The sequence below is a fragment of the Martinezella lusitana genome (genome assembly GCF_014207095.1).
Classification (GTDB): Bacteria; Pseudomonadota; Alphaproteobacteria; order Rhizobiales; family Rhizobiaceae; genus Rhizobium; species Rhizobium lusitanum_B.
On record NZ_JACHBG010000003.1, the window covers coordinates 1 to 24,318 of the forward strand.

The window sequence follows — 24,318 nt, forward strand, 5'->3', positions numbered from 1 at the left end:
ATTGATGCTGGCCTCCATTCCAGCATCAATGATCAATCACAAATCTGCTGATTTGGGAATCCCGCAACGATTCCGATAAGAAATGATCCGCTCTAAAGCGGCGAAAAAAGAAGAGCCGAAGAGGTATTTTTCTCACGAAGAGAATTTCCGCCATAAGGCGGCCCGAGAGTACAAAGAAAAGATCAACACCCGCCGACGCCAGACCGGGAAGGACCGTGTCCCCGCCAAAATGCCCCGTCAGCACAATCAGGATGGCGAGTCCGCGCCAGCCATCAAGCGCCGGAATATGAAATCGGTTCGGAATTTCAGACATTGAACATCGCTGGGTGAGTGGTGCCCTGACGCCACCTTAGGGTGTCCATGTTAATAGATTGGGCACGAACGACGGCCATTGGTGAGAGACGCCGCTTCATCGATAGCGGGGCCTTACATCCCGGACGAGGTCATCGGTTAGCACAGCTTGGACTTACGAAACCGCAGCCGTCAGAATATCTGGCGATCACTGCCGACGCCGCGGATCGGATACACGATCCTCCCATCTACTCGGGCTATTGCCAACGAGGCCCTGGAACGGCTTAGGGGAGCCGGCGCTTTATCGTGTCGTAGTCCACGCAGCTCGATGGTGCGGCATTCTGCAGAACCAACGGCAGATCGAGGGAGGGAACCGGAAGCGTCAACACGTCGAGCGTCGCCGTCTGCTCGGGCGACAGTCGGACATAGAGAGCGCCAAGATCGTCATCCAGCTGTTCCAGCGTATGCACGCCGATGATGGTCGACGACACAGCGGGCCGCGCCAATGCCCAGGCAAGCGCGACCCGAGCGGTTGTCGTCTCGAGTTCATCTGCTATGCGAATCAAGGCATCGACGATATCGAGGCGCTGCGCATCGGGCTGCACAGCGAACGGAGACGCGTGTTCGGACTCGAAATTTGCGATATTCCTGCGATTATATTTTCCGCTGATCAAACCGCCATTCAGCGGGGAATGCGAGACGACACCTAGGCCCATTCCTCTCGCCATCGGAATAAGTTCGCTCTCGAACAGCCGCGCCGCCAGCGAATATTCGATCTGCAGACCGATAAAGGGGGCCCAGCCATGAAACTGGGCGATGACCTGCGCGTGTGCCACCTTCCAGGCAGGAGCATCGGAAATGCCGAAATAGCGCAGTTTTCCCGATCGGATCAGATCATTCAGTCCCGCCAATATTTCGTCTAGGGGAACCTGCATGTCCCAATTGTCGAGCCAAAAGAGATCGAGATAGTCGGTGCGCAGTCGGCGCAGGGTCTCTTCGCAGGCGGCAACGATCGCCTCGCGACCCTGGCCCTCTTCCTGCTGCTCGACGCCGAATTTGGCACCGAGGACAAGGCGGTCGCGGCTAGCGGCTCTCTGCCCGAGATAATTGCCGACAATCGTCTGGCCGCCCGGCTTTATATCACCTCTACCTGTGTCGAGATAATTGCCACCCCTGTCGAGATAGCGATCCAGAATTGCCGCTGGTCGGCTTGCCCGCGCCTGCCAAACGAAACTTTCGCCGAAAGTCATGGTTCCCAAGGCAAGCGGACTGACACGCAAACCGGAGCGGCCGAGCGCGGCAAAATCTTCAAGATGCATTCCGAGTCCCCCGACCGGCATGGATTCCATGGACACACTACTAAGGCTACATAAGTAATATCGCCGACGAAAGGAATTAAGCGGCGATTTATGATTTTACTATTCGGGATTCCGGACAATACGTCGGATTCCGACCGCACCGCCTGTTTCGAGCACAGCATTTCGTTGCGTCGAATGGAGTGGCCGCAGCGCTTCCCGATCATCATTGCGATTTCAAAGGCATATAATTTCGATCGGACGTAGGATCTGATCCTGTGCCACATGATACGGTTATTAGTCGTCAGCGCCTAGTGTATTGCGCCGCTGATCACCGTTTGGCGGGCCGCCGGTGAACCATCAGTTTTCTGGTTTCAGGACTGACGCAGGCCAGGGATTATTGCCCTCGCGCAACCACTGCAGCGTATCGGTCCAGAAGCCGGCCGTATGGCTGTCGTGAAACAGGTTGAAGTGGCCAACTGCCTTGCGGCCGAAGTCTTCCGGGGTCAGCAGCACCGCAACGCGCTCCGCCCCGACATAATAGCTCAACGTGCGGCTAACTGCCGGCACCGTGCCAAGTTCATCATCAGAAACCACGACGGCAAGGATCGGCGCCCGGACGGCAGCCATACGGCTCAATGCATCCTGCCTCTCGCTTTTCGGGTAGTTGAGCTCGAAGCGACGGCGACGAAAGCTCCATTCGTTGGCAACGCCAGCCGGCAGATCCTCCAGCCACCCCAGCCGGCGACCAGGGAAATAGCCGCAGACAGCCGTCATGATAGGCATGACAAGATGCCATTTCAAGAACAGACCGAGCCGCCGGCCCGGCGCATATTCTCCCCACCAGGCATATTGCGCACCCATGGTCAGGATGCGGTCGATCATCCCGGCACTTTCCGCCAGACCCGGCAGGAAACCGCCGATACTGTGACCAACGACCATCAGCGGACCGCCGCGATGACGATCCGCCATCAGCCGCAGCGCGGCGTCGAAATCCTGCATACCCCAATCGCGCCAGCGATAGCCGATGCCCTTGAGCTGCGGCGGACGCGACTGGCCGATGCCGCGATAGTCGAAGGTCAGGACATCGAATCCATGTCGCGTCAGAAATTGCGCGTAGCGATGATAATAGCGCGCGAGCACGCCCGTCGCCGGATTGATGATGACGCTGCCGTCGGGCTTTTTCGCCTCCGTGAGCCAGAGATGCCCGCCGAGAACGACATCGTCCTGGCAGCGAATGGAAAGTGGCAGGCTGCTAGCACTTGGCGAAAGGGGTGATTGCTGGCTCATGGCCTGCAAGATGCGGCGATCGGCGCGTTGTGTATACTCACTACTCGGTATACATTGAACCATGAGAGACAGCACCCAGCCGACACGTGAGCGTATTCTCCAAGCCGCCGGAAAGCTGTTCCGCCGGGACGGTATCCGCGCGATCAGCGTCGATGCGATCGCCGAGAAGGCCGGCATTACCAAGCGTACGCTATATTACCACTTCCGCAGCAAGGATGACCTGATCGCTGCGCATTTGCAGGCGCGCGACGAGCCGAACCTTGCGCTCTTCAAACGCTGGTTTGATGAGGCGGACGGCGATATCGCGGCGAAAGTGGCCGGCATATTTCGCAATCTGGCTCAGTCAGCCCGCGACGCCAAATGGAGAGGATGCGGCTTCTTGCGCACCTCGGTGGAATTGATCAATCTTCCGGGTCATCCGGCCCTGATCGCGGCCCGCGCTCATAAAAAGCGTGTCGAGGACTGGCTCTGCACTCTTTTCGCAGAGGCCGGAGCTGGCGACGAGGCGATGCCTCTTGCCCGCCGGATCATGCTGCTGCTCGACGGCTCGTTCGCAATCGTGCTGCTTCATCGAGATCCGAGCTACATGGAAACAGCCGCGGATGCAGCGGCTGACACCATCAGGCACGGCCTCACCAAGTCAGCCGCATCGACATCCAGCGATAACCCAAACTAACTGAACGACAAAAGGCCATACAGGCTGGCAGCTGCGTGATCGATCACCACCGACTTGTTTGCCTCGCCATCTCCGTCCTTCTTGTCGTCATCCTTCTGATGCGATCGCTTTTCGAGCGCGCGCGTGACTTTGTCGTTATCACCACCCTCCGTGGCGCTACTGATGACATCCTCAAGCGACAGGCCAAGCTTGTCGAGGCCGAGCTCTTTTTCGAGCCCATGAATAGCTCCTGCCGCGCCAGGTTGCACCTTTAACTCTCCGAAGGCCTTCTTCATCGCCGCGACAAAGTCGTCCATGGACGCGTAATCGTTTCGCACAATGCCCAAAGCCTTGCCCGTGCGTTCGATAAGCTCGAGCTTTTGCTTGGCTATACTGTCGCCGTTCATGCTGAATATCGCTTCGGAGACTTTCGACTGCGCAGGGTTCGGCTGCTTGGAGACGCTTACGATATTCGGCTGACCGGTTGACACCGCAATCAACTTGTCAGCGCTGGACTGTAGCCGCTGTGGCATCGTCGTGCTCACATTCACCTGCTGGAGAATGGCCAATGCCGCCGAAGGCGCCGGGGAAATCGATGTCATCGCGAATCCTCGCGCGCTTCGGTCTCTCCCTCATGGGAGCCTAACGCAAGCCCTATGCCTCATGCGATAGTCGATAACGAAAACACTACCGGAGGTTAGTTAAGATTTGCATAACCCAGGATATAGCACGAGGCTATTTATCCTCATAAGTTGTGAAAACTCCCAGCACCAGAGTAAGGCGGATACGCCGCCGGTTCCGGCTTCGCAAACCGTCCTTCAGAGGCGGATTATGCCGGTCAATGAAATTTCAGACGCTCTCGTTCCAATATGGCAGGCGCGTCGACGCCCGCGATGGGCTGGGAAAGATCGCTCGAAATGTCGCCCGCAAGCTGCAAGTCGAGATAGCGTGCACAGCACACTCGCAGGAACGAGGTGAAATTGCCGAGATCATGACCGGCGTCGATCGACTCGTGGTGCAGCTTGGTGATCAACTGCACCACGTTCATGCCGTCGCGCCGTGCGATTTCCTCCAGCTTCGACCAGAAGAAGTTCTCCAGCCTGACGCTGGTCACCATGCCGTCGATACGAAGGGAGCGCGTCGTGCTTTCCCAGAGTTTGGCATCGGCCTTGATGAACAATTCGCACATGCATGCCTCCCCTTTCGGTCTCAGGCGGCGTTTGCTTCCGACAAAGCGGCAGCATCGAGTACTGCCATGAACTGCCGCAGCCACGACGGATGCGCCGGCCAGGCCGGTGCCGTGACAAGATTACCATCGGCGACAGCGTCATTGATGGCAATATCGGCGTAAATGCCACCGGCAAGTTCCACCTCGGGGCGGCAGGCCGGGTAGGCCGAGCACGTACGTCCCTTGAGGACACCTGCAGCTGCAAGGAGTTGCGCGCCATGGCAGATGGCGGCAACGGGCTTGCCTGCCTCGAAGAAGTGCTGGACGGCCTTGATCACATCGGGATTGAGGCGAAGATATTCCGGCGCGCGGCCGCCTGGAATGACGAGCGCGTCGTAATCTTCGGCGCGGACACTGGCAAAGGTCGCGTTGAGCGCGAAACTATGCCCGCGCTTTTCCGAATAGGTCTGGTCGCCTTCGAAATCATGGATAGCGGTTGCGACGGTCTCGCCGGCATTTTTGCCGGGGCAGACGGCATGGACCGTATAGCCGCAGGCAAGCAGCGTCTGAAACGGCACCATGGTTTCGTAGTCCTCGGTGAAATCACCTGTTATCATCAAGATCTTTGCAGCTGGCATCGTCTTCCTCCCTGAAAACCAACGCCCGCACCCTAGCAAAGGATTTCGCAGCACGGGTATTAGGCAAATACTACAGGCAAACATCCCGTCGTTTCATCGAGTCTGCGAACCGCCGATACCCGGAATGACGCAAGCCTCACCGCCGCCAAACAGGCGCGAGCGTGTGAGAAAGCGTTTTTCGCGCCCGTTATCGAGAGAGAACATGCCACCGCGCCCGGGCACGACATCGATGATGAGCTGCGTGTGCTTCCATGCCTCGAACTGGCTGCCGCTGATGTAGACCGGTACACCACCGATCTCACCGAGCTTGACGTCGTTATCGCCGATCATGAATTCGTTTGCCGGATAGCACATCGGCGAAGAGCCGTCGCAACAGCCGCCCGATTGGTGAAACAGGATATCGGGATGATCCTGCTGGATCTCCCGGATGAGATCCAGTGCCTTTTCCGTCGCCAATACCCTTGGCTCCGTGCCTCTATCAGCCATGACCATCCTCCTTGTTGGATCGTAACGCACGAAGGCTCCCAGCCGCAGCCGGGAGCCTCACTGGCTTGGTTGGGAGGTCTCAGAAGAAGCCGAGCGCCTTAGGGCTATAGCTCACCAGCATGTTCTTGGTCTGCTGGTAGTGATCGAGCATCATCTTGTGGTTCTCGCGTCCAATGCCTGACTGCTTGTAGCCGCCAAAGGCCGCATGCGCCGGGTAGGCGTGGTAGCAATTCGTCCAGACGCGCCCCGCCTGGATCTCGCGGCCGAAGCGATAGGCGCGATTGCCGTCGCGGGTCCACACGCCAGCTCCGAGGCCATAGAGCGTGTCATTTGCGATTTCGAGCGCTTCCTTCTCGTCCTTGAAGGTCGTGACCGATACGACCGGGCCGAAGATCTCCTCCTGGAAGATGCGCATCTTGTTATGGCCTTTGAAGATGGTCGGCTTGATGTAATAGCCGCTTGCCAATTCACCACCAAGATCGGCGCGCGCGCCGCCCGTCAGCACCTCGGCGCCTTCCTGCCGGCCAATGTCGAGATAAGAGAGGATCTTCTCCATCTGCTCGCTCGATGCTTGCGCACCGATCATGGTTGCCGAGTCGAGCGGGTTGCCCTGCTTGATCGCTTCCACGCGCTTGATGGCCCTTTCCATGAAGCGGTCGTAGACCGACTCTTGAATGAGCGCGCGGCTCGGGCATGTGCAGACTTCGCCCTGGTTGAGGGCAAACATCGCAAAGCCTTCCAGCGCCTTGTCGAAGAAATCGTCATCTTCGGCCGCCACATCGGCAAAGAAGATGTTTGGCGATTTGCCGCCGAGCTCGAGCGTGACGGGGATCAGGTTCTGGCTGGCATATTGCATGATAAGCCGGCCGGTCGTCGTCTCGCCGGTGAAGGCGATCTTGGCGATGCGCGGGCTGGTCGCGAGCGGCTTGCCGGCCTCAAGGCCAAAACCGTTGACAATGTTGAGGACGCCTGGCGGCAGGAGATCGCCAACCAGTTCCGCCCAGACGAGCAGCGAAGCCGGCGTCTGCTCGGCAGGCTTGATGACGACGCAATTGCCGGCGGCAAGCGCCGGTGCCAGCTTCCAGGCGGCCATCAGGATCGGGAAGTTCCAAGGAATGATCTGGCCGACGACGCCGAGCGGCTCATGGAAGTGATAGGCGACAGTATCGTGGTCGATCTCGCCGATCGAGCCTTCCTGTGCGCGGATGCAGGAGGCGAAATAGCGGAAGTGGTCGATGGCGAGCGGAATATCGGCTGCCATGGTCTCGCGGATCGGCTTGCCGTTGTCCCAGCTTTCCGCCTGCGCCAAGATCTCCAGCTTGTCTTCCATGCGCTGTGCGATCTTCATCAGGATGTTGGAACGCTCGGTGGTCGAGGTCTTGCCCCATTTGTCCTTGGCCGCGTGGGCGGCATCGAGCGCAGCGTTGATATCCTTCTCGTCGGAGCGCGGTATTTCGCAGATCTTGCCGCCGGTGATCGGCGTCAGATTGTCGAAGTACTTCCCGGCGATCGGCTCGCGCCACTCGCCACCGATATAATTGCCGTATTTCAGCTTGAACGGAGATTCGACGATCTTTTGATGCAGCATGCCATCCTCCCTTGGTCGGCCGGTCCGCTAAGCGAACCCAATGGGAGAAATCTGCGTCCGTCCGGCCGTAAACGGTAGTGCCCCTGCGCGATGCTGCAGCGCACAGTGTCGCAACTCTGCGACAGCTGCGCCACGCAAGTGCATTGCCGAACGATCAGTGCAGATTGAGGCGCTTCATCTTGCGATGGAGTGTCGAACGGCTCATGCCGAGCGCCGCCGCGGCCTGCGAGACGTTGCCGCCGGCACGGGAAAGGGCACGCAGCAAGGCGGCCCGCTCAGCCTCCAGCAGATCTTCTCCCGTCTCTCCCCGCTGCTCTCGCAAAACGTCTGAAGCCGGGATTCCGGCTTCGATGCGATAATCGTCGAGTTTCAACGCAAGGCGGGCGGCTCGTGTCGCTCCAAGCACGAGATCGTTGCGATCGACGGCCAGAAGCGCCGAGGTGGAGGCTGTATCCGTTGGGACCATGACGAAACGAGCGCCGGCAAAGGCACTCCTGAACAGGTTGAGCTCGATGCGCACCGCCGCGTCGCGAACGGTCTGCGACAGGATTGCCAGGGTCGCATCGTTGACGTCATCGCGGCAGGTGGAAATATCCAGCGCTCCGGCCAGCTGCCCGCGATGGTCACGGATCGGCGCGGTCGTGCAACTCAAGTCGATGTTGGCGCACAGGAAATGCTGATCGCGGAAAATTGCGACGGCGCGGTCGTCCGCCAATGCCGTTCCGATACCGTTCGTGCCGACGCTTGCCTCGGTCCAGACCGAGCCTGTCCAGAGACCGAGATCGCGAAACTCCTTATCGTCGCCCGCTGCCCCGCGACGCTGGAGCGCAATACCATCCCGGTCGGTCAGCAGTAAGCAGCAGCCGGCCCTGCCGACTGCAAGGAAGAGACGATCCAATTCATTGGTGGCTTCGGCAATCAACCGCCCGGAACGCTCGACGGCGGCGGCAAACTCCTGTCCGCTCAGCCGCATCGGTGAACGCTTTTCCTCCGGAGCAAGACGATGCATCACCATGCAACGCCGCCATGAGGCGGCTACGGACGAACTCGCCGCAGCCGACTGAGCCGACGCATAAACCTGATCCGCATGCGCGGAATATTGATGCATCTGGCTCCTCCCACCGAACGCGAAGGCGATTGTCGCTAAAAAAATAGGCCAAGGCAATCCTTCATTGGTTCCTTGCCTGTTAGCACCTTCAGGGCAATGGGGCTTGCTCCATGCCGAAGCCCCAAATTCCCGGCTCCATCCCTTTCAGGCGGCTGTCAGCGTGTTGTTGTAACAGCAACGAAACGACAGGACGGAGCTTGAGGCCCATTTCCATGAATGCCAGGTTCATTGGTGCGTATTTTGCCCGCGAGGGAGCGTTGCCTTATTGCCTGCATCCGGATTTGTCCCGATGAAGCAAACCCTGATCGGCACCGCCGATACCTGCCGCGCACGCCTGATCAACGGCTTTCGCCGGTTTTTCGAAACGCCGGCACTCGCGCCCCCGGCCAACCGTCCGCTCCTCGAGCGCCCCGTCGCTGTTCTCATCGTCTTCCTCGCGCTGTCCCTGCTCGTCATGAAGACGGCAGACTACCCGCTTGGGGTCTGGATGAAGTCCTTTCCCGAGCAGTTGCGCGGAACGGCCAAATGGATCAGCAGTTTCGGCACCGGTCTTCTCGTTCTGTCATTCAGCGGCGCCCTTCTGATATTCGGTATCCTGATGCCGGCACACAGGCTGCGCAAGTCAGCCCGCACCGGAGCCGATCTCGTTGCGACTGCGGCAGCCTTCATCTTCCTGTCGGTTGCCGGCGGCGGCATCGTCGACTCGCTTTTGAAGAACTCCATTGGCCGCGCGCGCCCCGAACTTCTGGACACGAACGGCGCCTTTTCCTTTCGGCCTTTCGCCTTCCATGCCGATTTCGCATCGTTTCCGTCCGGGCACTCGGCAACGGCAGGAGCAATGGCCATGTCGCTGGCGCTCGTCTTTCCGCGTCTGCGGCCGGTATTCATATCGGCCGGCGTCCTGATCTGCCTGTCACGGCAATGGGTAGGTGCCCATTGGGCGAGCGATACCCTCATGGGCTGGGGCGTTGGCGTTGCGTTCGCCTTGTGGCTGGCTCACGCCTTTGCCCGTCGCAGATTGCTCTTCACCTATTCCTCCGACGGTCATCTGTGCCCTGGAGAGCGATATAAGACCGTCCTGATGATCTTGCGTGTGCTGCTGCGCCGTAGGCTGACGAGGAACGCGAAGGGGCAGAAGGCCTGCGCTTTGAAACCAAGCCTTCCCTCCCCGGTGTTGGAAACACAGCCCTGATTAGTCACGGGATCATGGTCTCCGGCATTCCGTTCTTCTGACGAACGAGCCAACCATCCGGCCGTTGGCGCGCTGAGATGGCCAATGAAACGCACCCGCAATCCCTCCATCGAAGACTTCATGCGAGATGGCGCCGAGCTCCCGGCGCCTCCCTTCCGGCCGAACTCAAATTTCTCGCGCAGGCCACGACGGATTTGCCGGCCTGCCTCGTTCAAGCACTGAAGGGATAACAATCAGTTTCTTCAGGAAGAGAGTACATCATGAAAAAGCTCACTTTGCTCGCCTTGGCGGCGGCAGCCTGCTTTGCAGCCATTTCACCGGCCGAAGCCCGCGATGGATGCGGCTTCGGCTTCCATCGCGGCCCATATGGCTATTGCCGCCCGAACGGACGGCCTGTCGTCGTCGTACCAGTCGGTCCGGCCGTTGGGATCTTCTATCCCGGCCGCGGCTATTGGGACGGACACCGCTATTGGGTGCACCGCGAACGGTGGCATGATGGCTGGCGCTACCGCTGAGACGGTACAACCGACCCGATCCTCCTGATCGGCATTTGACGGGATCTGTCTTGCATGTCCTGCAGACCAGCGTTGCCTTGCACGCGTTGGTCTGCAATTGACGCGCGGTTCACAACCGGGCAAGCTGTCATCGGAACTAGCGCTAACGAGCACGGCCTCGCGCATGAGCGACAGAGACGACATCGACCATCACGGCCCCATCATCGTTTTCGATGCCATGTGCGTCCTGTGCTCTGCCAATGCACAATTCGTGCTGAGCCACGACCATATCGGTCGCTTTCGCCTCGCCTCGATGCAGAACGAAACCGGCGCCCGGCTCTACCGGCGCTGTGGCATCGATCCCGCCAACCCCGATAGCCTCATCATCGTGGATGGAACAAAGGTGCTGCGCAATAGCGACGCCGTGCTTTCCATCTATGCCGGTCTTGGCTGGCCCTGGAAAGCGCTTTCGCTGCTGCGCCTTGTACCGCGTGCATTGCGCGATCCCGCTTATCGCGCTCTGGCCCGGAATCGCTATCGATTTTTCGGAAAGCGCGAGACCTGCTGGGTACCGACGCCTGAACAAGCGAACCGCATACTTTGAAGAAGATTCTCGTCCTAGGCGGTTATGGCGGTTTCGGTTCGCGCCTGTCGCGACGACTGGCCGGCGATGGCTTCCAAGTTCTGATTGCCGGGCGAAACCAGGAGCCGGCAGCAGCGCTTGCCCGCCGGCTACCCAACGCACTTGCCCTTCGGGCCGACCGCAACGGCGACCTGACGGCAATCCTTAGGGAACACCGGCCCTTTCTCCTCATCGACGCCGCAGGTCCGTTTCAATCGAGCGACTATCGCGTCGTCCAAGCCTGCATCGCTGCCGGAATCCACTATATCGACCTTGCCGATGCTCGCGATTTCGTCGGCGCGATCGGTACGTTTGATGAGCAGGCTCGTGCGGCGGGAGTTGCGGTCATCTCCGGTGCCTCGAGCGTCCCTGCTCTTTCGAGCGCCGCCGTTGCCACCCTCACCCACGATATGGATCAGGTGCATTCGATCGAGATGTCGATCAGCGCCTCCAATCGCGCGACGGCGGGGGTCTCTGTCGCCTCTGCAATCCTCAGCTATGTCGGCAAGCCGGTGCGGCTGTGGCGTGGCCGGCGCTTTCAAGAAAAAACCGGCTGGCACATGTTGAAGCGTCAGGGCTATGCCGTTGCCGGAAAGCCCGCTTTACGGCGGCTGGTTGCACTTGCCGACGTGCCGGATCACGATCTTCTGGTTGACGGCACATGCGATCGACCGAGCGTTCTCTTCCGGGCCGGACCGGAATTTGCCTTCCAGACCCTGTTTCTCTGGCTGCTCTCCTGGCCTGTCATTTGGGGTTGGGTGACGTCACTGCGGCAAATCAGCCGCTTCCTGCTGCCACTGCAGGGCCTTACCGCACGACTTGGCACAGCGCGATCCGCGATGACGATCGCGACGAAGGGTATTTCTCAGGGAACTATGCTCGTCCGGCGCTGGACGCTCGTCGCTGATAATGGCGATGGCGTTGAAATCCCGACCCTTCCGGCACAGCTCTTGGCGCGCGCCCTGCGCGACGGAGAACTTGCCCCCGGAGCTCGTTCGGGAAATGGCCTGCTGGAGCTTAGGCAGTTCCGCGAGCTGTTTCAGTCTCTTTCCCTCAACGACGAAATACGGGAGACACCTTACAAACCGCTCTATCAGCGCGTCATGGGGGCGGGCTTTGCACGCCTGTCGAAACCCGTACGCGCTATGCACGCGGTCTTCGGCGACGGCGGGGCAAAGGGCGAAGCGCACGTCGATCGCGGGACGTCCTTTGCGGCACGCCTCGTTGCCAGCGTGTTCGGGTTTCCGCCCGCCGGCAATCACTCTCTGCATGTCTCCTTCGAAGAGGAAAATGGCATCGAACGATGGGAGCGCGATTTTTCCGGCGACCGCTTCTCCAGTTGCTTGAGCGAGCAGGACGGCCACCTTGTCGAGCGCTTCGGCCCATTTCGCTTCGCATTCGACCTCCTGCCGCGCGGCAACGGCCTCAGCATGGAAATACGCAAATGGTTTTTTCTCGGTGTTCGGCTACCGCTTGCCCTCGCACCGCGCAGCACCGCCTATGAGTGGACGCAAGACGACCGCTTTCACTTCGATGTCTCGATCGCCTTGCCGCTGATCGGCTTGATCGTTCACTATCGCGGCTGGCTGCGGCCACTTGCCTGACGTTGCCCATACCTCTGTGAGCGACCATCGCTACCGGCTGACCGAGCGGCAGGTAGCGATGGTCTTAGAGTTCAGCCGCTTGCGCTTGCGGCGCTGAGGACGGCCTTGACCGTGGCGGCGGCGACGTCGTCATCGATACCTACGCCGAAGACCTGCGTACCGTCTGGCCGTACGCATTGCAGATAGGCGGCTGCCTTTGCATCCGTTCCGCGACGAAGCGCATGTTCCTGATAGTCCAGGACGTTGAGTGTCACACCGAATGCGTCAGCAATCGCAGAGAGAGTTGCCGAGACGAGGCCGTTGCCGCGACCGGTCACCGCAACGTCCCGCTCCCGATGACGAATGCGGCCGGTGAAGACGCGCTCGGCACCCACGCTTCGGCGAAAGCCGCCTTCATAGTCGACAAGTTCGAAGCTCTCGATATCGTCGACGTGATAGGCGTGCACGAATTCCTTCCAGATATCTTCCGCCATCAGTTCGCGCTTGGTGCTGTCGGCCAGAAGCTGCACGCGCCTGCTGAAATCGACCTGCATGGCACGCGGCAATTTCAGGCCCTTGTCCTGTTCGATCACCCAGGCAACACCACCCTTGCCCGACTGACTGTTGACACGGATGACGGCCTCATAGCTCTCGCCGATATCTGCGGGATCGACGGGCAGATAGGGCATTTCCCAGACACCGTCATTGCGACGCTCATGGGCAGCAAATCCCTTGCGGATGGCATCCTGATGCGAGCCGGAGAAGGCCGTGTGCACCAGTTCACCGGCATAGGGATGGCGGGGATGGACCGGCAGCCCGTTGCAATATTCCACCGTCTTGACCACATCGCGGATCGACGGGAAGGAAAGACCGGGATCGATACCCTGCGTGTAGAGGTTCAAGGCCAGCGTCACCAGATCGACATTGCCGGTGCGCTCGCCATTGCCGAAGAGGCAACCTTCGACACGGTCGGCGCCGGCCAGCAAAGCCTGTTCGGCCGAGGCGACCGCCGTGCCTCGATCATTATGGGGATGGACGCTGATAATGACGGCATCGCGCCGCGAAATATGGCGGCAGAACCATTCGATCTGGTCGGCATAGACGTTGGGCATCGCGACTTCGACCGTCGCCGGCAGATTGAGGATGGCGGGCCGCTCTGCCGTCGGCTGCCAGACATCGAGCACGCGCTCGCAGATTTCCAGCGCGAAATCCGGCTCGGTGAAGCAGAAAGTCTCCGGCGAATATTCGAAGGTCCAGTCGGTCCCCGGCTGCTTGCGGCTTTCCTCCAGCATCGCCGTGACGCCGCTGACGGCGAGGTCGACGATCTCATGCCGCTCCATGCCGAAGACCACACGCCGGAAGAGCGGTGCCGTCGCGTTGTAAAGGTGAACGATGGCCTTACGGGCACCGACCAGGGATTCGAAGGTACGCGCGATGAGATCGGCGCGAGACTGGGTCAGCACCTGTATCGTCACATCCTCGGGGATGCGGCCCTGCTCCATCAGCGCCCGAACGAAATCGAATTCGATCTGTGAGGCCGATGGGAAAGCGACCTCGATCTCCTTGAAGCCGCAAGCGATCAGCATGTCGTAGAAGCGCAGCTTGCGCTCGACATCCATCGGGTTGGCCAGCGCCTGATTGCCGTCTCGCAAATCCGTGGAGAGCCAGCGCGGCGCCTTGGCGAGCCGCCTGCTCGGCCATTTTCGGTCGGGCAATTCGATGGGAGAAACAAAGGGGCGATATTTGGTTTCGGGATTCGTCAACATGATCCGTTCCGTTGCGTATCGATATTCTTGGAAAAAGCGAACAGCGGCTTACGGTCGCCGGGAAGCCGTCAATCCCGACGACCGCCGCTAAGTCGAAGCGCAATGGAAAGAAGCTCACGAACGGACATGTCAGCGTGGCTCGCCAGCAGATGCAAGGGTGCGACGGCTGCGGAACGCCGCCACTCGGATCCATGCAAATTGCGGGAAGGGATGAACACTTGACGATATGGTCCTGCTTGAAAGGACCTATAGGCTATCGCCACCAGATCTGATAGTCTCGCGCCTATGGATCAACTATCGTCGCAGAAGGATCAAAACTACCTGCAGCATGGCGCCAATGTTGCCGAAGGCATTGCCGTCATTGCGCATGATGAGCATCGTTTCTCCGGCCCTAGGCATAGCCATCGACAGGCACAATTGCTCTACGCCGTCGACGGTGTGATATCTGTGACCACGGACAATGGCACCTGGATCGTACCGTCGAGCCGCGCCGTGTGGCTGCCGCCCAATCTCGAGCACGCGACCGCAAGCCACACGAATGTTCAGTTTCGCTCACTGCTGATCGATGTCGAGGGCAATGCCACCCTGCCGAAAGAATGCATGGTGGTGGAAGTCACGCCGCTGCTGCGCGCGCTCATTCTCAGGCTGGTGAGCCTCGCGGAGAAACCGGATCGCCAGGAAATGGCGCAAGCGGTCATTCGCCTATTGCTACTGGAGCTGACGTTCCTGCCGGCGCAGCCCCTCAATTTGCGGCTGCCGCGACATCAAGCGCTTGCGGCTTTCTGCGAGGTGATGCGCAGAGATCTCGCAAAATCGATCTCGATCGAGGACGCGGCCGAGGCGCTGCACATGAGCCGTGCAACCCTCATGCGGCTGTTTCAACGGGAAACCGGCCTGAGCTTCGGCCAGTGGCGCCAGCAGGCGCGGATATTGAAGGCTTTGGCTCTGCTGGCAGAAGGCAGAACCATCCTCGATGTCGCTCTGGAATGCGGCTATGACAGCCCGAGCGCCTTCTCCGCCATGTTCCGTCGATCGCTCGGCCGCTCGCCACGCGACTATTTTCATACGGCGAGAGCGCGAGAAGAAGCACCGTGAGCATCATAGAGGAGCAGTCCCTGTCCAGGCGGCGGATCAAAACCGGCCATAGGGGCGAGTTTAAGCACCGCTCACTTCAATGGAGGACACGGGCGCGAACTCCTGCATTGCGCCCAAAAACGGCTTGGGCAAAGGGGCCGCATAGGAACTGCGCTTGCTGGTGCCGAGACCCAGTGACACCAGAGCTTCGGCCTGTTTGACAGCTGCGGCGACGCCGTCGACAACGGGAACGCCATAGAGCACCTGGAGGTCTCTTGCGAGATCCGTCATGCCGGCGCAACCAAGCACGATCGCCTCCGCACCGTCTTCGGCAAGCGCCCGCTCGATTGTCGCCCGCAGCTTGCCGATCGCCCCAGAAGACGAGTTCTCAAGCTCGAGGACAGGAATGTCCGAAGCGCGAACCTTGGCACGCGCACCCATGCCGTAACGCTGAACGAGATTGTCGATCAAAATCCGCGACCGCTCCAATGTCGTTACGACGCTGAAGCGCTGCGCGATGAAACCTGCCATTGAGACTGCTGCTTCACACAGACCGACGACGGGCACATCACAAAACATGCGTGCGGCATCCAGCCCGGTATCGTCGAAACAGCAGATGATGACGGCATCGTAGCCCGCCGCCTGTCGCAGCTTCAATTCGCGCAGCATTCCAGGCACGGCAAGGGCGCCATCATAGTAGCCTTCGATGGATGCAGGCCCCGTCTGCGAGGTCACGGCGATGATCTCCGTGCCGACGCCCGCCACTGCCCGGGCGGCTTTTGCGGCCTTCTCCGTCATGGACACCGTTGTATTCGGATTGATGAGCAATAGGCGCATGTGTCAACTCTTCTTGGCTTGTCGGCGACCGAGCATGGTCATGATTGCAAGTGCCAGCAGGATGATGGTGAAGGAAAAGAGTGTCGTTACCGTCCCAAGCGCGTAGAGCACCGGCGTCGTCACATTCGTCGTCATGCCGTAAATCTCAAGCGGCAGGGTGTTATAAGTACCTGAGGTCATCAGTGTGCGGGCGAACTCGTCGTAGGACAGCGTGAAGCCGAACAGACCGACACCAATCAGGCTTGGCGCGATCATCGGCAACACGACGTGACGGAAGGTTTGCCATGAGGTCGCGCCGAGATCGCGAGCCGCCTCTTCATAGGCCGGCGAAAAACGGTTGAAGACGGCGAGCATGATCAGCACGCCAAAAGGCAGCGTCCAGGTCAGATGCGCGCCGAAAGCCGAGGAATACCAGGCCGGTGCAAGACCACCTTGCTGAAAGACGACGCCGATCCCGAGCGAAATGATGATGGAGGGCACGACAAGGCTGGCAACAGTGACATAGAAAAGAAACGTCGAACCGCGAAAGCGCTTGCGAAAGGCGAGACCGGCCAGCAGCGACACGATAACGGTGACAAGCATGACCATCACGCCGAGGATCAGCGATCGCAGAAACGACGCGCCGAAATCCCCGACTGCCTGCTTTTCGAAGAGATTGGCAAACCAGTGTAAGGATACGCCATTCAGGGGAAAAGTCAGGCCACCGTCCGGCCCCTGAAAGGACAGGATGACGATGGCTGATAGCGGACCATAAAGGAACAATACGAAGACAGCGAAGAAGATCGCCAGGACATAGAATTCCAGACTGCGCTTTTCGCGTTGCATTTCAAAGCTCCTTGCGGATGTCGACGATGCGCAGGATGGCGGCCACCATCAGTAGGACGATGATCAGCAGCACCACGGCATTGGCCGCCGCCGCCGGATATTGCAGCAGCGACATCTGGTTTTTCATCATCAGGGCGATGGATGCACTCTGGCCGCCTGACATGACCTGGACCGTGGAAAAATCCGCCATAACGAGCGTGACGACGAAAATACTGCCGATTGCAATTCCGGGCTTGGCCAGCGGTATGACCACGTTCCAGAGTATCTGCCATCCGCTGGCGCCTGCATCGCGGGCCGCTTCGAAGAGCGAGCGGTCAATGCGCATCAGCGTATTGAAGATCGGGGTCACCATGAAGAGCGTATAGAGATGCACCATGGCGAGCACGACAGCAAAGTCGGAGTAGAGCAGCCATTCGACCGGTCGGGGAATGAGGCCCATCTCGATCAGTGTCGAATTGACCAGGCCATTGCGCCCGAGCACGGGGATCCACGAGATCATGCGGATGATATTCGACGTCATGAACGGCACGGTGCAGACCAGAAAGAGGATCATCTGTGTGGAAGTGCGGCGAATATGGAAAGCGAGAAAATAGGCAACCCAGAAGCCGATGAACAACGTCAAGGCCCAGACGATGGCGGTGAACTTCAAGGTATTGAGATAGGTCTTCCAGGTCACCCATGAGCCGAGCGTATCGATATAGTTGGTGGTCAGGAACGCGGGATAGAGACCGGCAAAATCATAATCCCAGAAGCTGACGATGCCGATCATGGCAATCGGTAGCAGGAAGAAGAAGCCAAGGATGAGGAAGAGCGGCGCGGCTTGCAGATAGGCCATGGCCCAGCTGGGAACGCCTAATCCGCCTCCGGTCTTTTGTCTTTCCTGCTCCAGATCCGAGGAAGCGATCGTCGCCATGTTCCGGTCTCTCCATTGATGGGATCCTCCCCCGGAATGACCGAGGGAGGAGATGATCGACATCGGCCTAGGCGGCGATGAACTCGTTCCAGCGACGAACCATGTAGCGATCTTCGTCCATGACGGAATTCCAGCAGGCGACCGCACCCATGCGGGCCTCGAAGGAGCCACCGTCTCGAACGGCCCCGGCCTTCTCCATGACCTTGCCTTCCGGAGAGAGAATATCGCCCTGCGCTGGCTTGCCCTCAATCCAGTAGCCCCATTCGTCGGCTGACATGAACTGCTTGGCCGTTTCCATGCAGGCGGAGTAGTAGCCCTGCCGGTTGAGATAGCCGCCAACCCAGCCGGATGTGTACCAGTTGATATATTCATAGGCGGCATCAAGCTGCGCGCCCTTCAGATGCGAGGCGAGGCCGAGGCCGCCGCCCCAGGCGCGGTAGCCTTCCTTCAGCGGCTGGAAGGTGCAGGCAATTCCCTTCGAGCGCACGGCGGCGACGGCCGGCGACCACATCGACTGGATGACGACTTCGCCCGATGCCATCAGGTTGACGCTCTCGTCGAAGGACTTCCAGAAGGCGCGGAACTGTCCGTCTCCCTTGGTCTTGATCAGGAATTCGATCGTCTTGTCGATCTCCGCCTTCGTCATGTTGCCCTTGTCGGCATATTTGATCTTGCCGGCAGCTTCCATGATCATCGCTGCATCCATGATGCCGATGGATGGGATGTTGAGGATCGCGGTCTTGCCCTTGAAGGCCGGATCGAGAATGTCGGCCCAGCTGGTGATCGGACGGCCCGTGAGATCGGGGCGAATGCCGAGCGTATCGGCATTGTAGATGGTCGGAACCATCGTCATCCACTGCGTCGGCTCCTTGGCAAACTTCTTGGAACCCTGCGCTTCAACGAATCCGACCGTATGCGGCGCCGTCCCTTGCGCAATAACGCTATCCGGCTTCAGCTTGCCGTTGATGAAGAGAGGCACGATCTTATCAAAATACTTGAGCTTCTTGACGTCCATCGGCTGCAGCACGCCAGATGGGAATACTTTTTTGGCGATCCAGTATTCGATGTCGGCGATGTCGTAGCTGTTCGGCTGGGTGACGGCGCGCTGCGCTGCGGCATCGGAATCGGTCGCCGTCATCTCAAGCGTAATGCCAAGATCAGCCTTGCACTTCTCGGCGATGGCATTGATGTTCGACACGCCGGTGCCGAACTGGCGCAGTGTGATGTTCGATTGCGCCCATATGGTCGGAAAACCCGTGATAACACCGGAACCGGCCATGGCGCCGAGAGCGGCGGCACCGGTCTTGAGCAGCGAGCGGCGAGAAATGCCCTTGCTGATCTTGGTAGTCTTCACATCAGTCGTCATGTCAGTTCCCCTTTTTGATGATTAGGATTTTCATGCGGACATACGACCCAGAAGGATGACATCCTCCTGAGCCCAACTCAGTGAGACGGCGTCTCCGATAGCTATCGATCTGGCGGAAGCGTCGTCATTGCTTGTAATCACGGTGAAATCGTCGCTACCGGCGCCGATGATCGTGATCTTCAACGTCGCACCGCGGTATTCAACGTTGGAGACCACACCGTTGAAGCCGAGGCTTTTGTCAGCGGCAGGCTCAAGTCGAACTCGGTCCGTGCGAATGCCGATATCGACGGGCTCACCGACTTGGCGGCCTCTCCCGCGCACGGAGAAGCTCTGCCCATGCGCCACGGTCATGGTAAGGACGTCATCCTCGTTCGAAGTCACCCGCCCCGACAGCACATTATGGTCGCCCATGAAGCGGGCGACAAAGGCTGTTGCAGGATGCTCGAAGATCTGGCGTGGCGTGGCCGCCTGTTCAATACGGCCATCATTCATGACAACGATGACATCGGCGAGCGCCATTGCCTCCTCCTGGCTGTGCGTGACATGAACGAAGGTGATGCCGAGCGTCTTCTGCAGCCTTTTCAATTCGGCACGCATGCGGATCTTCAGGAACGGATCGAGTGCCGAGAGCGGTTCGTCTAACAGAAGCGCCTCGGGATCGGTGATCAGGGCACGAGCCAGCGCCACGCGCTGCTGTTGACCGCCCGAAAGCTGTGCGGGGCGCCGGCTTGCGTAGGCCTCCATCTGCATCAGCTTCAGCATGTCGAGCGCCTTGGCGCGACGTTCGTCCTTGTTCATGCCCTTCATCTTCAGGCTGAAGGCGACATTGTCGACAAGATCGAGATGGGGGAAAAGCGCATAGGACTGAAACATCATCGCGGTGCCGCGCTTGGCGGGGGGAAAGTCCGTAACGACGATATTGCCAAGCCGAATGTCGCCGGACGAGATAGTTTCGTGTCCGGCAATCATGCGCAGCGTCGAGGTCTTGCCGCAGCCGGAAGGCCCCAGAAAGCAGCAATAGGCCCCTGCCGGGATTTTCAGGCTGATCGCGTGGACGGCCGTGATCGTCCCATAGACCTTCGAAACGGACGCAATGTCTATCTCTGCCGCTTTCGACATCATCTTCCCCTTTTGTTTGGGAAAGGCATTGCATCAATCGTGCCAGTTTTGCTGCGGTGCACTAACTTATTGTAGTATCTATATTTTCATTGACGCCGCTGCTTTTGCCCTCCTGAGTGCAGAAATTAATTTGCTCATTATTTAGGCGATTGTCTGCGATACATACAGGCAATTGTATACGATTAAGTACTCCATTTGCCGCAAATTCCAGTTAACTTCCGCAGCAAACCGAGATATCGTTTGGTCAAATATCAGGTCAGCGACTTCATGAACTCTTCAGCAACTGCGCTTCACGCACCCGCCGATTCCACAGAAAATGGGTCCCAGCAGATCCGCGACGCAATTCGCGAAGCGATCGTCGAGCGCAGGCTCGCACCTGGAACGAAACTGTCTGAGAGCGATGTCGGCAGCCTGTTCAACGTCAGCCGGACATTGGCGCGTGCGGCTTTGCAGGCGCTCTCCTACGAAGGCCTTGTCAGCGTCGAGAAAAACAGAGGTGCCTTCGTTGCCTACCCTTCGCCCGAGGAAGCCCGGCAGATATTCGCGGCCCGACGCTTGGTCGAGCCCGGCATTCTGAAAGCGGCGGCAGAAAGGATCACTCCGGTCGAACTGGCGCATTTGCGGCAGTTGCTGCTGGACGAAGGACGATTGATGGCGGAGCGCGGACAGTCCGCTCGCCGCGCCGAAATCAAGGCATCCGGAGACTTCCATCTGATGCTCGCTTCGATGTCAGGCAATCTCGTCATGCAGAGGTTCATGGAAGAACTCGTTGCCCGATCATCGCTGGTGATCGCTCTTTACGGCCAATCGAGTGCCTCAAGCTGCGGTCATTCCGAGCATGGTGACATTGTCTCTGCTCTAGAGCGCAAGGACGTCGATACCGCGTGCGATTTGATGCTTCACCATATCGCTCATATCGAAGCGGACCTCGATCTGCGCGAGCGCAAGTCCTTCGGCTTGCGAGAAGCGTTCGAGCAATAAGGCGACAATCTGACAACCTATGCCTACCGCATCTTGCGTCGGCGGCTCAGCCGGCGGCAAATTGGGCGCGGCTCTCGAAGGTCGCTTCGCCCAATTAACCGCGGCACGCGTCAGACGCCTGTTATCATCGAAACGATCTCGTTCTTGTCCGTTTCGGATGTCTTGCGAATCCCGATCTGCTTTCCCCGGCGAAGCACGCAGATGCGATCGGAAAGCTTGAAGACCTGATCGAGACTGTGGCTGATGATCAAGACGCCGATATTGCGGGACTTCAGCGACTGCACAATGGCCTCGACCTTCGCCGTTTCAGCGACGCCGAGCGCTGCCGTCGGCTCGTCAAGCAGGATGAGCTTCTTTGCCCAACGCGTGGCGCGTGCGATTGCCACGCCCTGCCGCTGGCCTCCGGAAAGATCCTTGATCGTGGCATGCGCAGAGGGGATGCGGACATCGAGTTCCTGCACCAGTTTCTCGGTTTCGGCGATCATCGTCTTGCGGTCGAGCAATCCAAAACCGCTGGTCAGCTCGCGCCCGAGAAACATGTTCATGTAGACGGTCTGCTGATCGGCGAGCGCCAGATCCTGGTAAACGACTTCGATGCCGTGCGAACGCGCCATCGTCGCGCTCGACATGGCGACCGTATCGCCCTCGATGGTAATCGTCCCCGATGACGGCGCATAGACGCCGGAGATGATCTTGATCAAGGTCGACTTGCCGGCGCCATTGTCGCCGACCAGCGCCACGATCTCTCCGGGATGGATATCGAGCGAAAAGTTCTCGATCGCCACCACGGCATCGAAGTTCTTCTTGATGTCCTTAAGCGCAAGGACAGGAGCGGAAGCGTTCATCTCGAATACCCCTATACCGGCCAGGACTCGGCTTCGCCGAGGCTGTTCTCGATCGTTTCGACTTTGGGCTGCCCTTTGGAAATACCCGACACTCCGACGACATAGGCGCGGGTAACGAAAGCCTGGCCACGGAAGCCGAACACTGCCGTATCGCCCGGCTTGGGCACACCGGGGCCGCCGGCATCGATCATGGCATAGTAGTCGATCATCGATGGAGGCGGGATCTCCACGCTTCTAAGCGCTGTCGCCGCAACCGTCGGCTCGTCTGCGACAATAGCCCTGACGTCGTAGTCGGGGAAGACCGGATCGATGTAGAAGCCGCCGCCGAGGCAATAGGCTTTGCCACCCGACAGATGCGATACTTCGGTGACATAGCAGACGGCCGGCAGTTCCGGCAGATCCTCGACCGCATGCAGCGCCGTCGTGCCATGCAGGCCGTTGCCGGGCTCGCATTGGGTCGCACCGGCGTCTGCAAGCGCCTGCAACAATATCGACGACGTCGTCCCCGGTGCATTCACTTCGACATCGCTCCGACCAGCCCTTACAAGCACGTCGGCCGCTTTGGTCAGCGTCGCGAGATTGTGGGTCGGAATGACCTTGCGCGTCTTTTGATCGAAAAGCAGGGCGGGGAATGTGGTGATGCCGGCAAACCGGCCGCCATCCAGGCGATCGAAGCTATCAGCGACCTGGGCGACGTCTGCAGCATCGAAGCCGCCTTCATGACCGCGGTAGAAAGTATCGCCTTCGGCTTTGATACGGGCGAGCAGATTTTGCGTGTAGCCGGCGGCTTTCGCACCGGCGGCAGCTTCGCTCGCCTTTTCATCGTTGAAGACCGTCCAGTAATCGGGACGAAAACGCGCGGCTGCCGCTTTGGCCTCATGACGCGCGACCTGCTGGAGATGGCCGAGATGGCCAACTTTCAGACCGGCGCGATGCGTCGCGCGGGCACAGGCCATATCAACGGCAACGGACCGATCGATCCCGCCGCGCAGGACTGCCTGTGCAAAAGAGCTGGCGCGGCCAACCTGCTTGGTCATCGCGAAGATCTTCAGCCCCAGGCGGTCGGCTTCCGTCTTCAGGACACGCGCATTGGCCTCGACCGTATCGAGATCGAGCACATAGGAATTGGCGGGGATCCGGCCCTCGCGATGCAGCGCGATTGCTGCCTCGATGAATTTCGGATTGCGGCGGCGAAGCACGTCGAGAAACATTGGAAAACCCTTCTTCAGCGCTGCTTTTCGCGCAGCGACACGGCAACTGCCGCAAGAATGATGAAACCACGGACGATCATCTGATCGGACACCGAAAGTCCCATGAGGATAAGGCCGTTATTGAGCATGCCCATCATCAGCGAGCCGACGAGTGCGCCCACGATCGAGCCCTTGCCGCCGTTCAGCAGCGTGCCGCCAACGATGACGGCAGCAATGACCGTCATCAGGTCGGTTTCGCCGAGCGTGTACTTGGCGGCCTGCAGGCGGCCGGCATAAAGCAGCCCCGCGAGACCGGCGAGACCACCGCTCAGCATCATGACCGTCAGGCGAATGCGCGCCACCTTGATACCGGAAACGCTGGCCGCGCGGGCATTGTCACCCACCGCGAGCACATGAGCACCGAAGCGGGTCTCGCGATAGATAATGTGCCCGGCAAGGATGGCGAGGACGGTCCACCAGATGAGCGAGGGAATACCGAGGAGCGTCCCGGAGCCGAAGAAGCCGGTAAACATCTCATCGGTGACGGGTACGGAACGGAGATTGGTCAACGATCGGGCAACGCCGGCAAAGAGCCCCATGGTCGCAAGGGTGACCAGGAAAGAGGGCAGCCGCACATAGGCGACCAAAACACCATTGGCAAAACCGATTGCCAGTCCAGCGCCTAAACCGGCGAGAATGCCTGGCACCATGCCGTAGCTTCCGATGGTGACGGCGGCAGTCAATGCCGACACGGCAACGATCGACCCGATGGAGAGATCGATCTCACCCGCCGACAGCACGAATACCAGGCCGATGGCCATGATTGTCACAGGCGCGGTCTGCAGCACGATATTGGAGAGGTTTCGCGCGGTCAGAAAGCCGCTGTCCTTCAGCACGACAGCAAAGAACAGAAAGATTGCGACGAAGCCGAAATAGACGACATATTGTTGAAGATTGATGCGGCTTTTCATGGGCATGGCCGTTGCGCCTGT

At 59.4% G+C, this 24,318-nt stretch carries 25 protein-coding genes; 7 read left to right on the forward strand and 18 right to left on the reverse strand.

Annotated features, from left to right (window positions below; translation table 11 throughout):
- Positions 1 to 25 precede the first annotated feature (25 nt).
- From GGD46_RS08130 to GGD46_RS08140, 3 genes are all read right to left on the reverse strand, one after another.
- Entirely contained in the window at positions 26 to 313 is a 288-nt protein-coding gene (locus tag GGD46_RS08130) for an acyltransferase family protein (RefSeq protein ID WP_246806239.1), read from the reverse strand.
- A gap of 262 nt (positions 314 to 575) precedes the next feature.
- Positions 576 to 1,610, reverse strand: coding sequence for an aldo/keto reductase (locus GGD46_RS08135; RefSeq protein WP_184703247.1), 1,035 nt, complete (start codon positions 1,608 to 1,610; stop codon positions 576 to 578).
- 336 nt (positions 1,611 to 1,946) lie between these two features.
- Complete coding sequence (locus GGD46_RS08140) at positions 1,947 to 2,876, reverse strand: alpha/beta fold hydrolase (RefSeq protein ID WP_246806240.1); 930 nt, start codon at positions 2,874 to 2,876, stop codon at positions 1,947 to 1,949.
- A gap of 61 nt (positions 2,877 to 2,937) precedes the next feature.
- On the opposite strand from GGD46_RS08140, the gene GGD46_RS08145 reads away from it, so the two are divergent.
- A complete protein-coding gene (locus GGD46_RS08145; RefSeq protein WP_184703249.1) occupies positions 2,938 to 3,552 on the forward strand; it encodes a TetR/AcrR family transcriptional regulator in 615 nt (204 codons plus the stop codon).
- Here GGD46_RS08145 and GGD46_RS08150 read toward each other — a convergent pair.
- The 6 genes from GGD46_RS08150 to GGD46_RS08175 all read right to left on the reverse strand — a co-directional run bounded on the left by GGD46_RS08150 (position 3,549) and on the right by GGD46_RS08175 (position 8,519).
- On the reverse strand, positions 3,549 to 4,133 hold the full coding sequence (locus GGD46_RS08150) for a hypothetical protein (RefSeq protein ID WP_184703250.1): 585 nt from the start codon (positions 4,131 to 4,133) through the stop codon (positions 3,549 to 3,551). The genes GGD46_RS08145 and GGD46_RS08150 overlap by 4 nt on opposite strands.
- 236 nt (positions 4,134 to 4,369) lie before the next feature.
- Positions 4,370 to 4,720, reverse strand: a complete 351-nt coding sequence (locus GGD46_RS08155) for a ribbon-helix-helix domain-containing protein (protein WP_184703251.1) — start codon at positions 4,718 to 4,720, stop codon at positions 4,370 to 4,372.
- Positions 4,721 to 4,740: 20 nt separating this feature from the next.
- Positions 4,741 to 5,337, reverse strand: a complete 597-nt coding sequence (locus GGD46_RS08160; RefSeq protein WP_184703252.1) for a DJ-1/PfpI family protein — start codon at positions 5,335 to 5,337, stop codon at positions 4,741 to 4,743.
- A gap of 93 nt (positions 5,338 to 5,430) precedes the next feature.
- A complete protein-coding gene (locus tag GGD46_RS08165; RefSeq protein ID WP_184703253.1) occupies positions 5,431 to 5,823 on the reverse strand; it encodes a DUF779 domain-containing protein in 393 nt (130 codons plus the stop codon).
- A 79-nt stretch (positions 5,824 to 5,902) separates the two neighbouring features.
- Complete coding sequence (gene adh / locus GGD46_RS08170; RefSeq protein WP_184703254.1) at positions 5,903 to 7,411, reverse strand: aldehyde dehydrogenase; 1,509 nt, start codon at positions 7,409 to 7,411, stop codon at positions 5,903 to 5,905.
- Positions 7,412 to 7,565: 154 nt separating this feature from the next.
- Positions 7,566 to 8,519, reverse strand: coding sequence for a helix-turn-helix domain-containing protein (locus GGD46_RS08175; protein ID WP_184703255.1), 954 nt, complete (start codon positions 8,517 to 8,519; stop codon positions 7,566 to 7,568).
- 289 nt (positions 8,520 to 8,808) lie between these two features.
- On the opposite strand from GGD46_RS08175, the gene GGD46_RS08180 reads away from it, so the two are divergent.
- The 4 genes from GGD46_RS08180 (at position 8,809) to GGD46_RS08195 (ending at position 12,431) form a co-directional block, all read left to right on the forward strand.
- Positions 8,809 to 9,711: a phosphatase PAP2 family protein gene (locus GGD46_RS08180; protein ID WP_184703256.1), complete on the forward strand. Its 903-nt coding sequence runs from the start codon at positions 8,809 to 8,811 to the stop codon at positions 9,709 to 9,711.
- Between the two features lie 260 nt (positions 9,712 to 9,971).
- Positions 9,972 to 10,226, forward strand: coding sequence for a GCG_CRPN prefix-to-repeats domain-containing protein (locus GGD46_RS08185; protein ID WP_184703257.1), 255 nt, complete (start codon positions 9,972 to 9,974; stop codon positions 10,224 to 10,226).
- Positions 10,227 to 10,389: 163 nt separating this feature from the next.
- Positions 10,390 to 10,809 carry a thiol-disulfide oxidoreductase DCC family protein gene (locus tag GGD46_RS08190; protein ID WP_184703258.1) on the forward strand — a complete coding sequence of 140 codons (420 nt, stop codon included), beginning with the start codon at positions 10,390 to 10,392 and terminating at the stop codon, positions 10,807 to 10,809.
- Positions 10,806 to 12,431 carry an SDR family oxidoreductase gene (locus tag GGD46_RS08195; protein ID WP_184703259.1) on the forward strand — a complete coding sequence of 542 codons (1,626 nt, stop codon included), beginning with the start codon at positions 10,806 to 10,808 and terminating at the stop codon, positions 12,429 to 12,431. Before GGD46_RS08190 ends, GGD46_RS08195 begins: the two co-directional genes overlap by 4 nt.
- 71 nt (positions 12,432 to 12,502) lie before the next feature.
- Here the strand turns inward: GGD46_RS08195 and leuA are convergent, their stop codons facing one another.
- A complete protein-coding gene (gene leuA / locus GGD46_RS08200; protein ID WP_184703260.1) occupies positions 12,503 to 14,176 on the reverse strand; it encodes a 2-isopropylmalate synthase in 1,674 nt (557 codons plus the stop codon).
- Between the two features lie 285 nt (positions 14,177 to 14,461).
- Between leuA and GGD46_RS08205 the strand changes: the two genes are divergently transcribed.
- Positions 14,462 to 15,271 (forward strand): helix-turn-helix transcriptional regulator, encoded by an 810-nt coding sequence (locus tag GGD46_RS08205; protein ID WP_184703261.1) that lies wholly within the window; start codon positions 14,462 to 14,464, stop codon positions 15,269 to 15,271.
- A gap of 60 nt (positions 15,272 to 15,331) precedes the next feature.
- Here the strand turns inward: GGD46_RS08205 and GGD46_RS08210 are convergent, their stop codons facing one another.
- The 5 genes from GGD46_RS08210 to GGD46_RS08230 form a co-directional block, all read right to left on the reverse strand.
- A complete protein-coding gene (locus tag GGD46_RS08210) occupies positions 15,332 to 16,087 on the reverse strand; it encodes an aspartate/glutamate racemase family protein (protein ID WP_184703262.1) in 756 nt (251 codons plus the stop codon).
- 3 nt (positions 16,088 to 16,090) lie between these two features.
- Positions 16,091 to 16,912, reverse strand: coding sequence for an ABC transporter permease (locus GGD46_RS08215; protein ID WP_184703263.1), 822 nt, complete (start codon positions 16,910 to 16,912; stop codon positions 16,091 to 16,093).
- Between the two features lies 1 nt (position 16,913).
- Positions 16,914 to 17,825 carry an ABC transporter permease gene (locus tag GGD46_RS08220; RefSeq protein ID WP_184703264.1) on the reverse strand — a complete coding sequence of 304 codons (912 nt, stop codon included), beginning with the start codon at positions 17,823 to 17,825 and terminating at the stop codon, positions 16,914 to 16,916.
- 67 nt (positions 17,826 to 17,892) lie between these two features.
- Positions 17,893 to 19,191, reverse strand: a complete 1,299-nt coding sequence (locus GGD46_RS08225) for a PotD/PotF family extracellular solute-binding protein (RefSeq protein WP_184703265.1) — start codon at positions 19,189 to 19,191, stop codon at positions 17,893 to 17,895.
- Between the two features lie 30 nt (positions 19,192 to 19,221).
- The gene (locus tag GGD46_RS08230; protein WP_184703266.1) at positions 19,222 to 20,310 is read right to left on the reverse strand and encodes an ABC transporter ATP-binding protein; all 1,089 of its coding nucleotides are present in this window, start codon (positions 20,308 to 20,310) and stop codon (positions 19,222 to 19,224) included.
- Positions 20,311 to 20,577: 267 nt separating this feature from the next.
- Between GGD46_RS08230 and GGD46_RS08235 the strand changes: the two genes are divergently transcribed.
- Positions 20,578 to 21,291, forward strand: a complete 714-nt coding sequence (locus GGD46_RS08235) for a GntR family transcriptional regulator (protein ID WP_184703267.1) — start codon at positions 20,578 to 20,580, stop codon at positions 21,289 to 21,291.
- Between the two features lie 110 nt (positions 21,292 to 21,401).
- Here GGD46_RS08235 and GGD46_RS08240 read toward each other — a convergent pair whose 3' ends face one another.
- The 3 genes from GGD46_RS08240 to GGD46_RS08250 are packed head-to-tail and all read right to left on the reverse strand — an operon-like array spanning position 21,402 to position 24,303.
- Positions 21,402 to 22,136 (reverse strand): ATP-binding cassette domain-containing protein, encoded by a 735-nt coding sequence (locus GGD46_RS08240; protein ID WP_184703268.1) that lies wholly within the window; start codon positions 22,134 to 22,136, stop codon positions 21,402 to 21,404.
- 11 nt (positions 22,137 to 22,147) lie between these two features.
- Entirely contained in the window at positions 22,148 to 23,347 is a 1,200-nt protein-coding gene (locus GGD46_RS08245) for an alanine racemase (protein ID WP_184703269.1), read from the reverse strand.
- A 14-nt stretch (positions 23,348 to 23,361) separates the two neighbouring features.
- A complete protein-coding gene (locus GGD46_RS08250) occupies positions 23,362 to 24,303 on the reverse strand; it encodes an ABC transporter permease (protein WP_246806241.1) in 942 nt (313 codons plus the stop codon).
- Positions 24,304 to 24,318 lie beyond the last annotated feature (15 nt).

Excerpts from the sequence above, each read along its gene's own strand:
- GGD46_RS08160 (WP_184703252.1), bottom strand. The coding sequence starts at position 5,337 with ATGCCAGCTGCAAAGATCTTGATGATAACAGGTGATTTCACCGAGGAC.
- GGD46_RS08215 (WP_184703263.1), bottom strand. The coding sequence starts at position 16,912 with ATGCAACGCGAAAAGCGCAGTCTGGAATTCTATGTCCTGGCGATCTTC.
- GGD46_RS08135 (WP_184703247.1), bottom strand. The coding sequence starts at position 1,610 with ATGCATCTTGAAGATTTTGCCGCGCTCGGCCGCTCCGGTTTGCGTGTC.
- GGD46_RS08155 (WP_184703251.1), bottom strand. The coding sequence starts at position 4,720 with ATGTGCGAATTGTTCATCAAGGCCGATGCCAAACTCTGGGAAAGCACG.
- adh (WP_184703254.1), bottom strand. The coding sequence starts at position 7,411 with ATGCTGCATCAAAAGATCGTCGAATCTCCGTTCAAGCTGAAATACGGC.
- GGD46_RS08190 (WP_184703258.1), top strand. The coding sequence starts at position 10,390 with ATGAGCGACAGAGACGACATCGACCATCACGGCCCCATCATCGTTTTC.
- leuA (WP_184703260.1), bottom strand. The coding sequence starts at position 14,176 with ATGTTGACGAATCCCGAAACCAAATATCGCCCCTTTGTTTCTCCCATC.
- GGD46_RS08145 (WP_184703249.1), top strand. The coding sequence starts at position 2,938 with ATGAGAGACAGCACCCAGCCGACACGTGAGCGTATTCTCCAAGCCGCC.
- GGD46_RS08245 (WP_184703269.1), bottom strand. The coding sequence starts at position 23,347 with ATGTTTCTCGACGTGCTTCGCCGCCGCAATCCGAAATTCATCGAGGCA.
- GGD46_RS08230 (WP_184703266.1), bottom strand. The coding sequence starts at position 20,310 with ATGTCGAAAGCGGCAGAGATAGACATTGCGTCCGTTTCGAAGGTCTAT.
- GGD46_RS08205 (WP_184703261.1), top strand. The coding sequence starts at position 14,462 with ATGGATCAACTATCGTCGCAGAAGGATCAAAACTACCTGCAGCATGGC.
- GGD46_RS08210 (WP_184703262.1), bottom strand. The coding sequence starts at position 16,087 with ATGCGCCTATTGCTCATCAATCCGAATACAACGGTGTCCATGACGGAG.
- GGD46_RS08235 (WP_184703267.1), top strand. The coding sequence starts at position 20,578 with ATGAACTCTTCAGCAACTGCGCTTCACGCACCCGCCGATTCCACAGAA.
- GGD46_RS08180 (WP_184703256.1), top strand. The coding sequence starts at position 8,809 with ATGAAGCAAACCCTGATCGGCACCGCCGATACCTGCCGCGCACGCCTG.
- GGD46_RS08250 (WP_246806241.1), bottom strand. The coding sequence starts at position 24,303 with ATGCCCATGAAAAGCCGCATCAATCTTCAACAATATGTCGTCTATTTC.
- GGD46_RS08175 (WP_184703255.1), bottom strand. The coding sequence starts at position 8,519 with ATGCATCAATATTCCGCGCATGCGGATCAGGTTTATGCGTCGGCTCAG.
- GGD46_RS08225 (WP_184703265.1), bottom strand. The coding sequence starts at position 19,191 with ATGACGACTGATGTGAAGACTACCAAGATCAGCAAGGGCATTTCTCGC.
- GGD46_RS08165 (WP_184703253.1), bottom strand. The coding sequence starts at position 5,823 with ATGGCTGATAGAGGCACGGAGCCAAGGGTATTGGCGACGGAAAAGGCA.
- GGD46_RS08150 (WP_184703250.1), bottom strand. The coding sequence starts at position 4,133 with ATGACATCGATTTCCCCGGCGCCTTCGGCGGCATTGGCCATTCTCCAG.
- GGD46_RS08240 (WP_184703268.1), bottom strand. The coding sequence starts at position 22,136 with ATGAACGCTTCCGCTCCTGTCCTTGCGCTTAAGGACATCAAGAAGAAC.
- GGD46_RS08130 (WP_246806239.1), bottom strand. The coding sequence starts at position 313 with ATGTCTGAAATTCCGAACCGATTTCATATTCCGGCGCTTGATGGCTGG.
- GGD46_RS08140 (WP_246806240.1), bottom strand. The coding sequence starts at position 2,876 with ATGAGCCAGCAATCACCCCTTTCGCCAAGTGCTAGCAGCCTGCCACTT.
- GGD46_RS08220 (WP_184703264.1), bottom strand. The coding sequence starts at position 17,825 with ATGGCGACGATCGCTTCCTCGGATCTGGAGCAGGAAAGACAAAAGACC.
- GGD46_RS08185 (WP_184703257.1), top strand. The coding sequence starts at position 9,972 with ATGAAAAAGCTCACTTTGCTCGCCTTGGCGGCGGCAGCCTGCTTTGCA.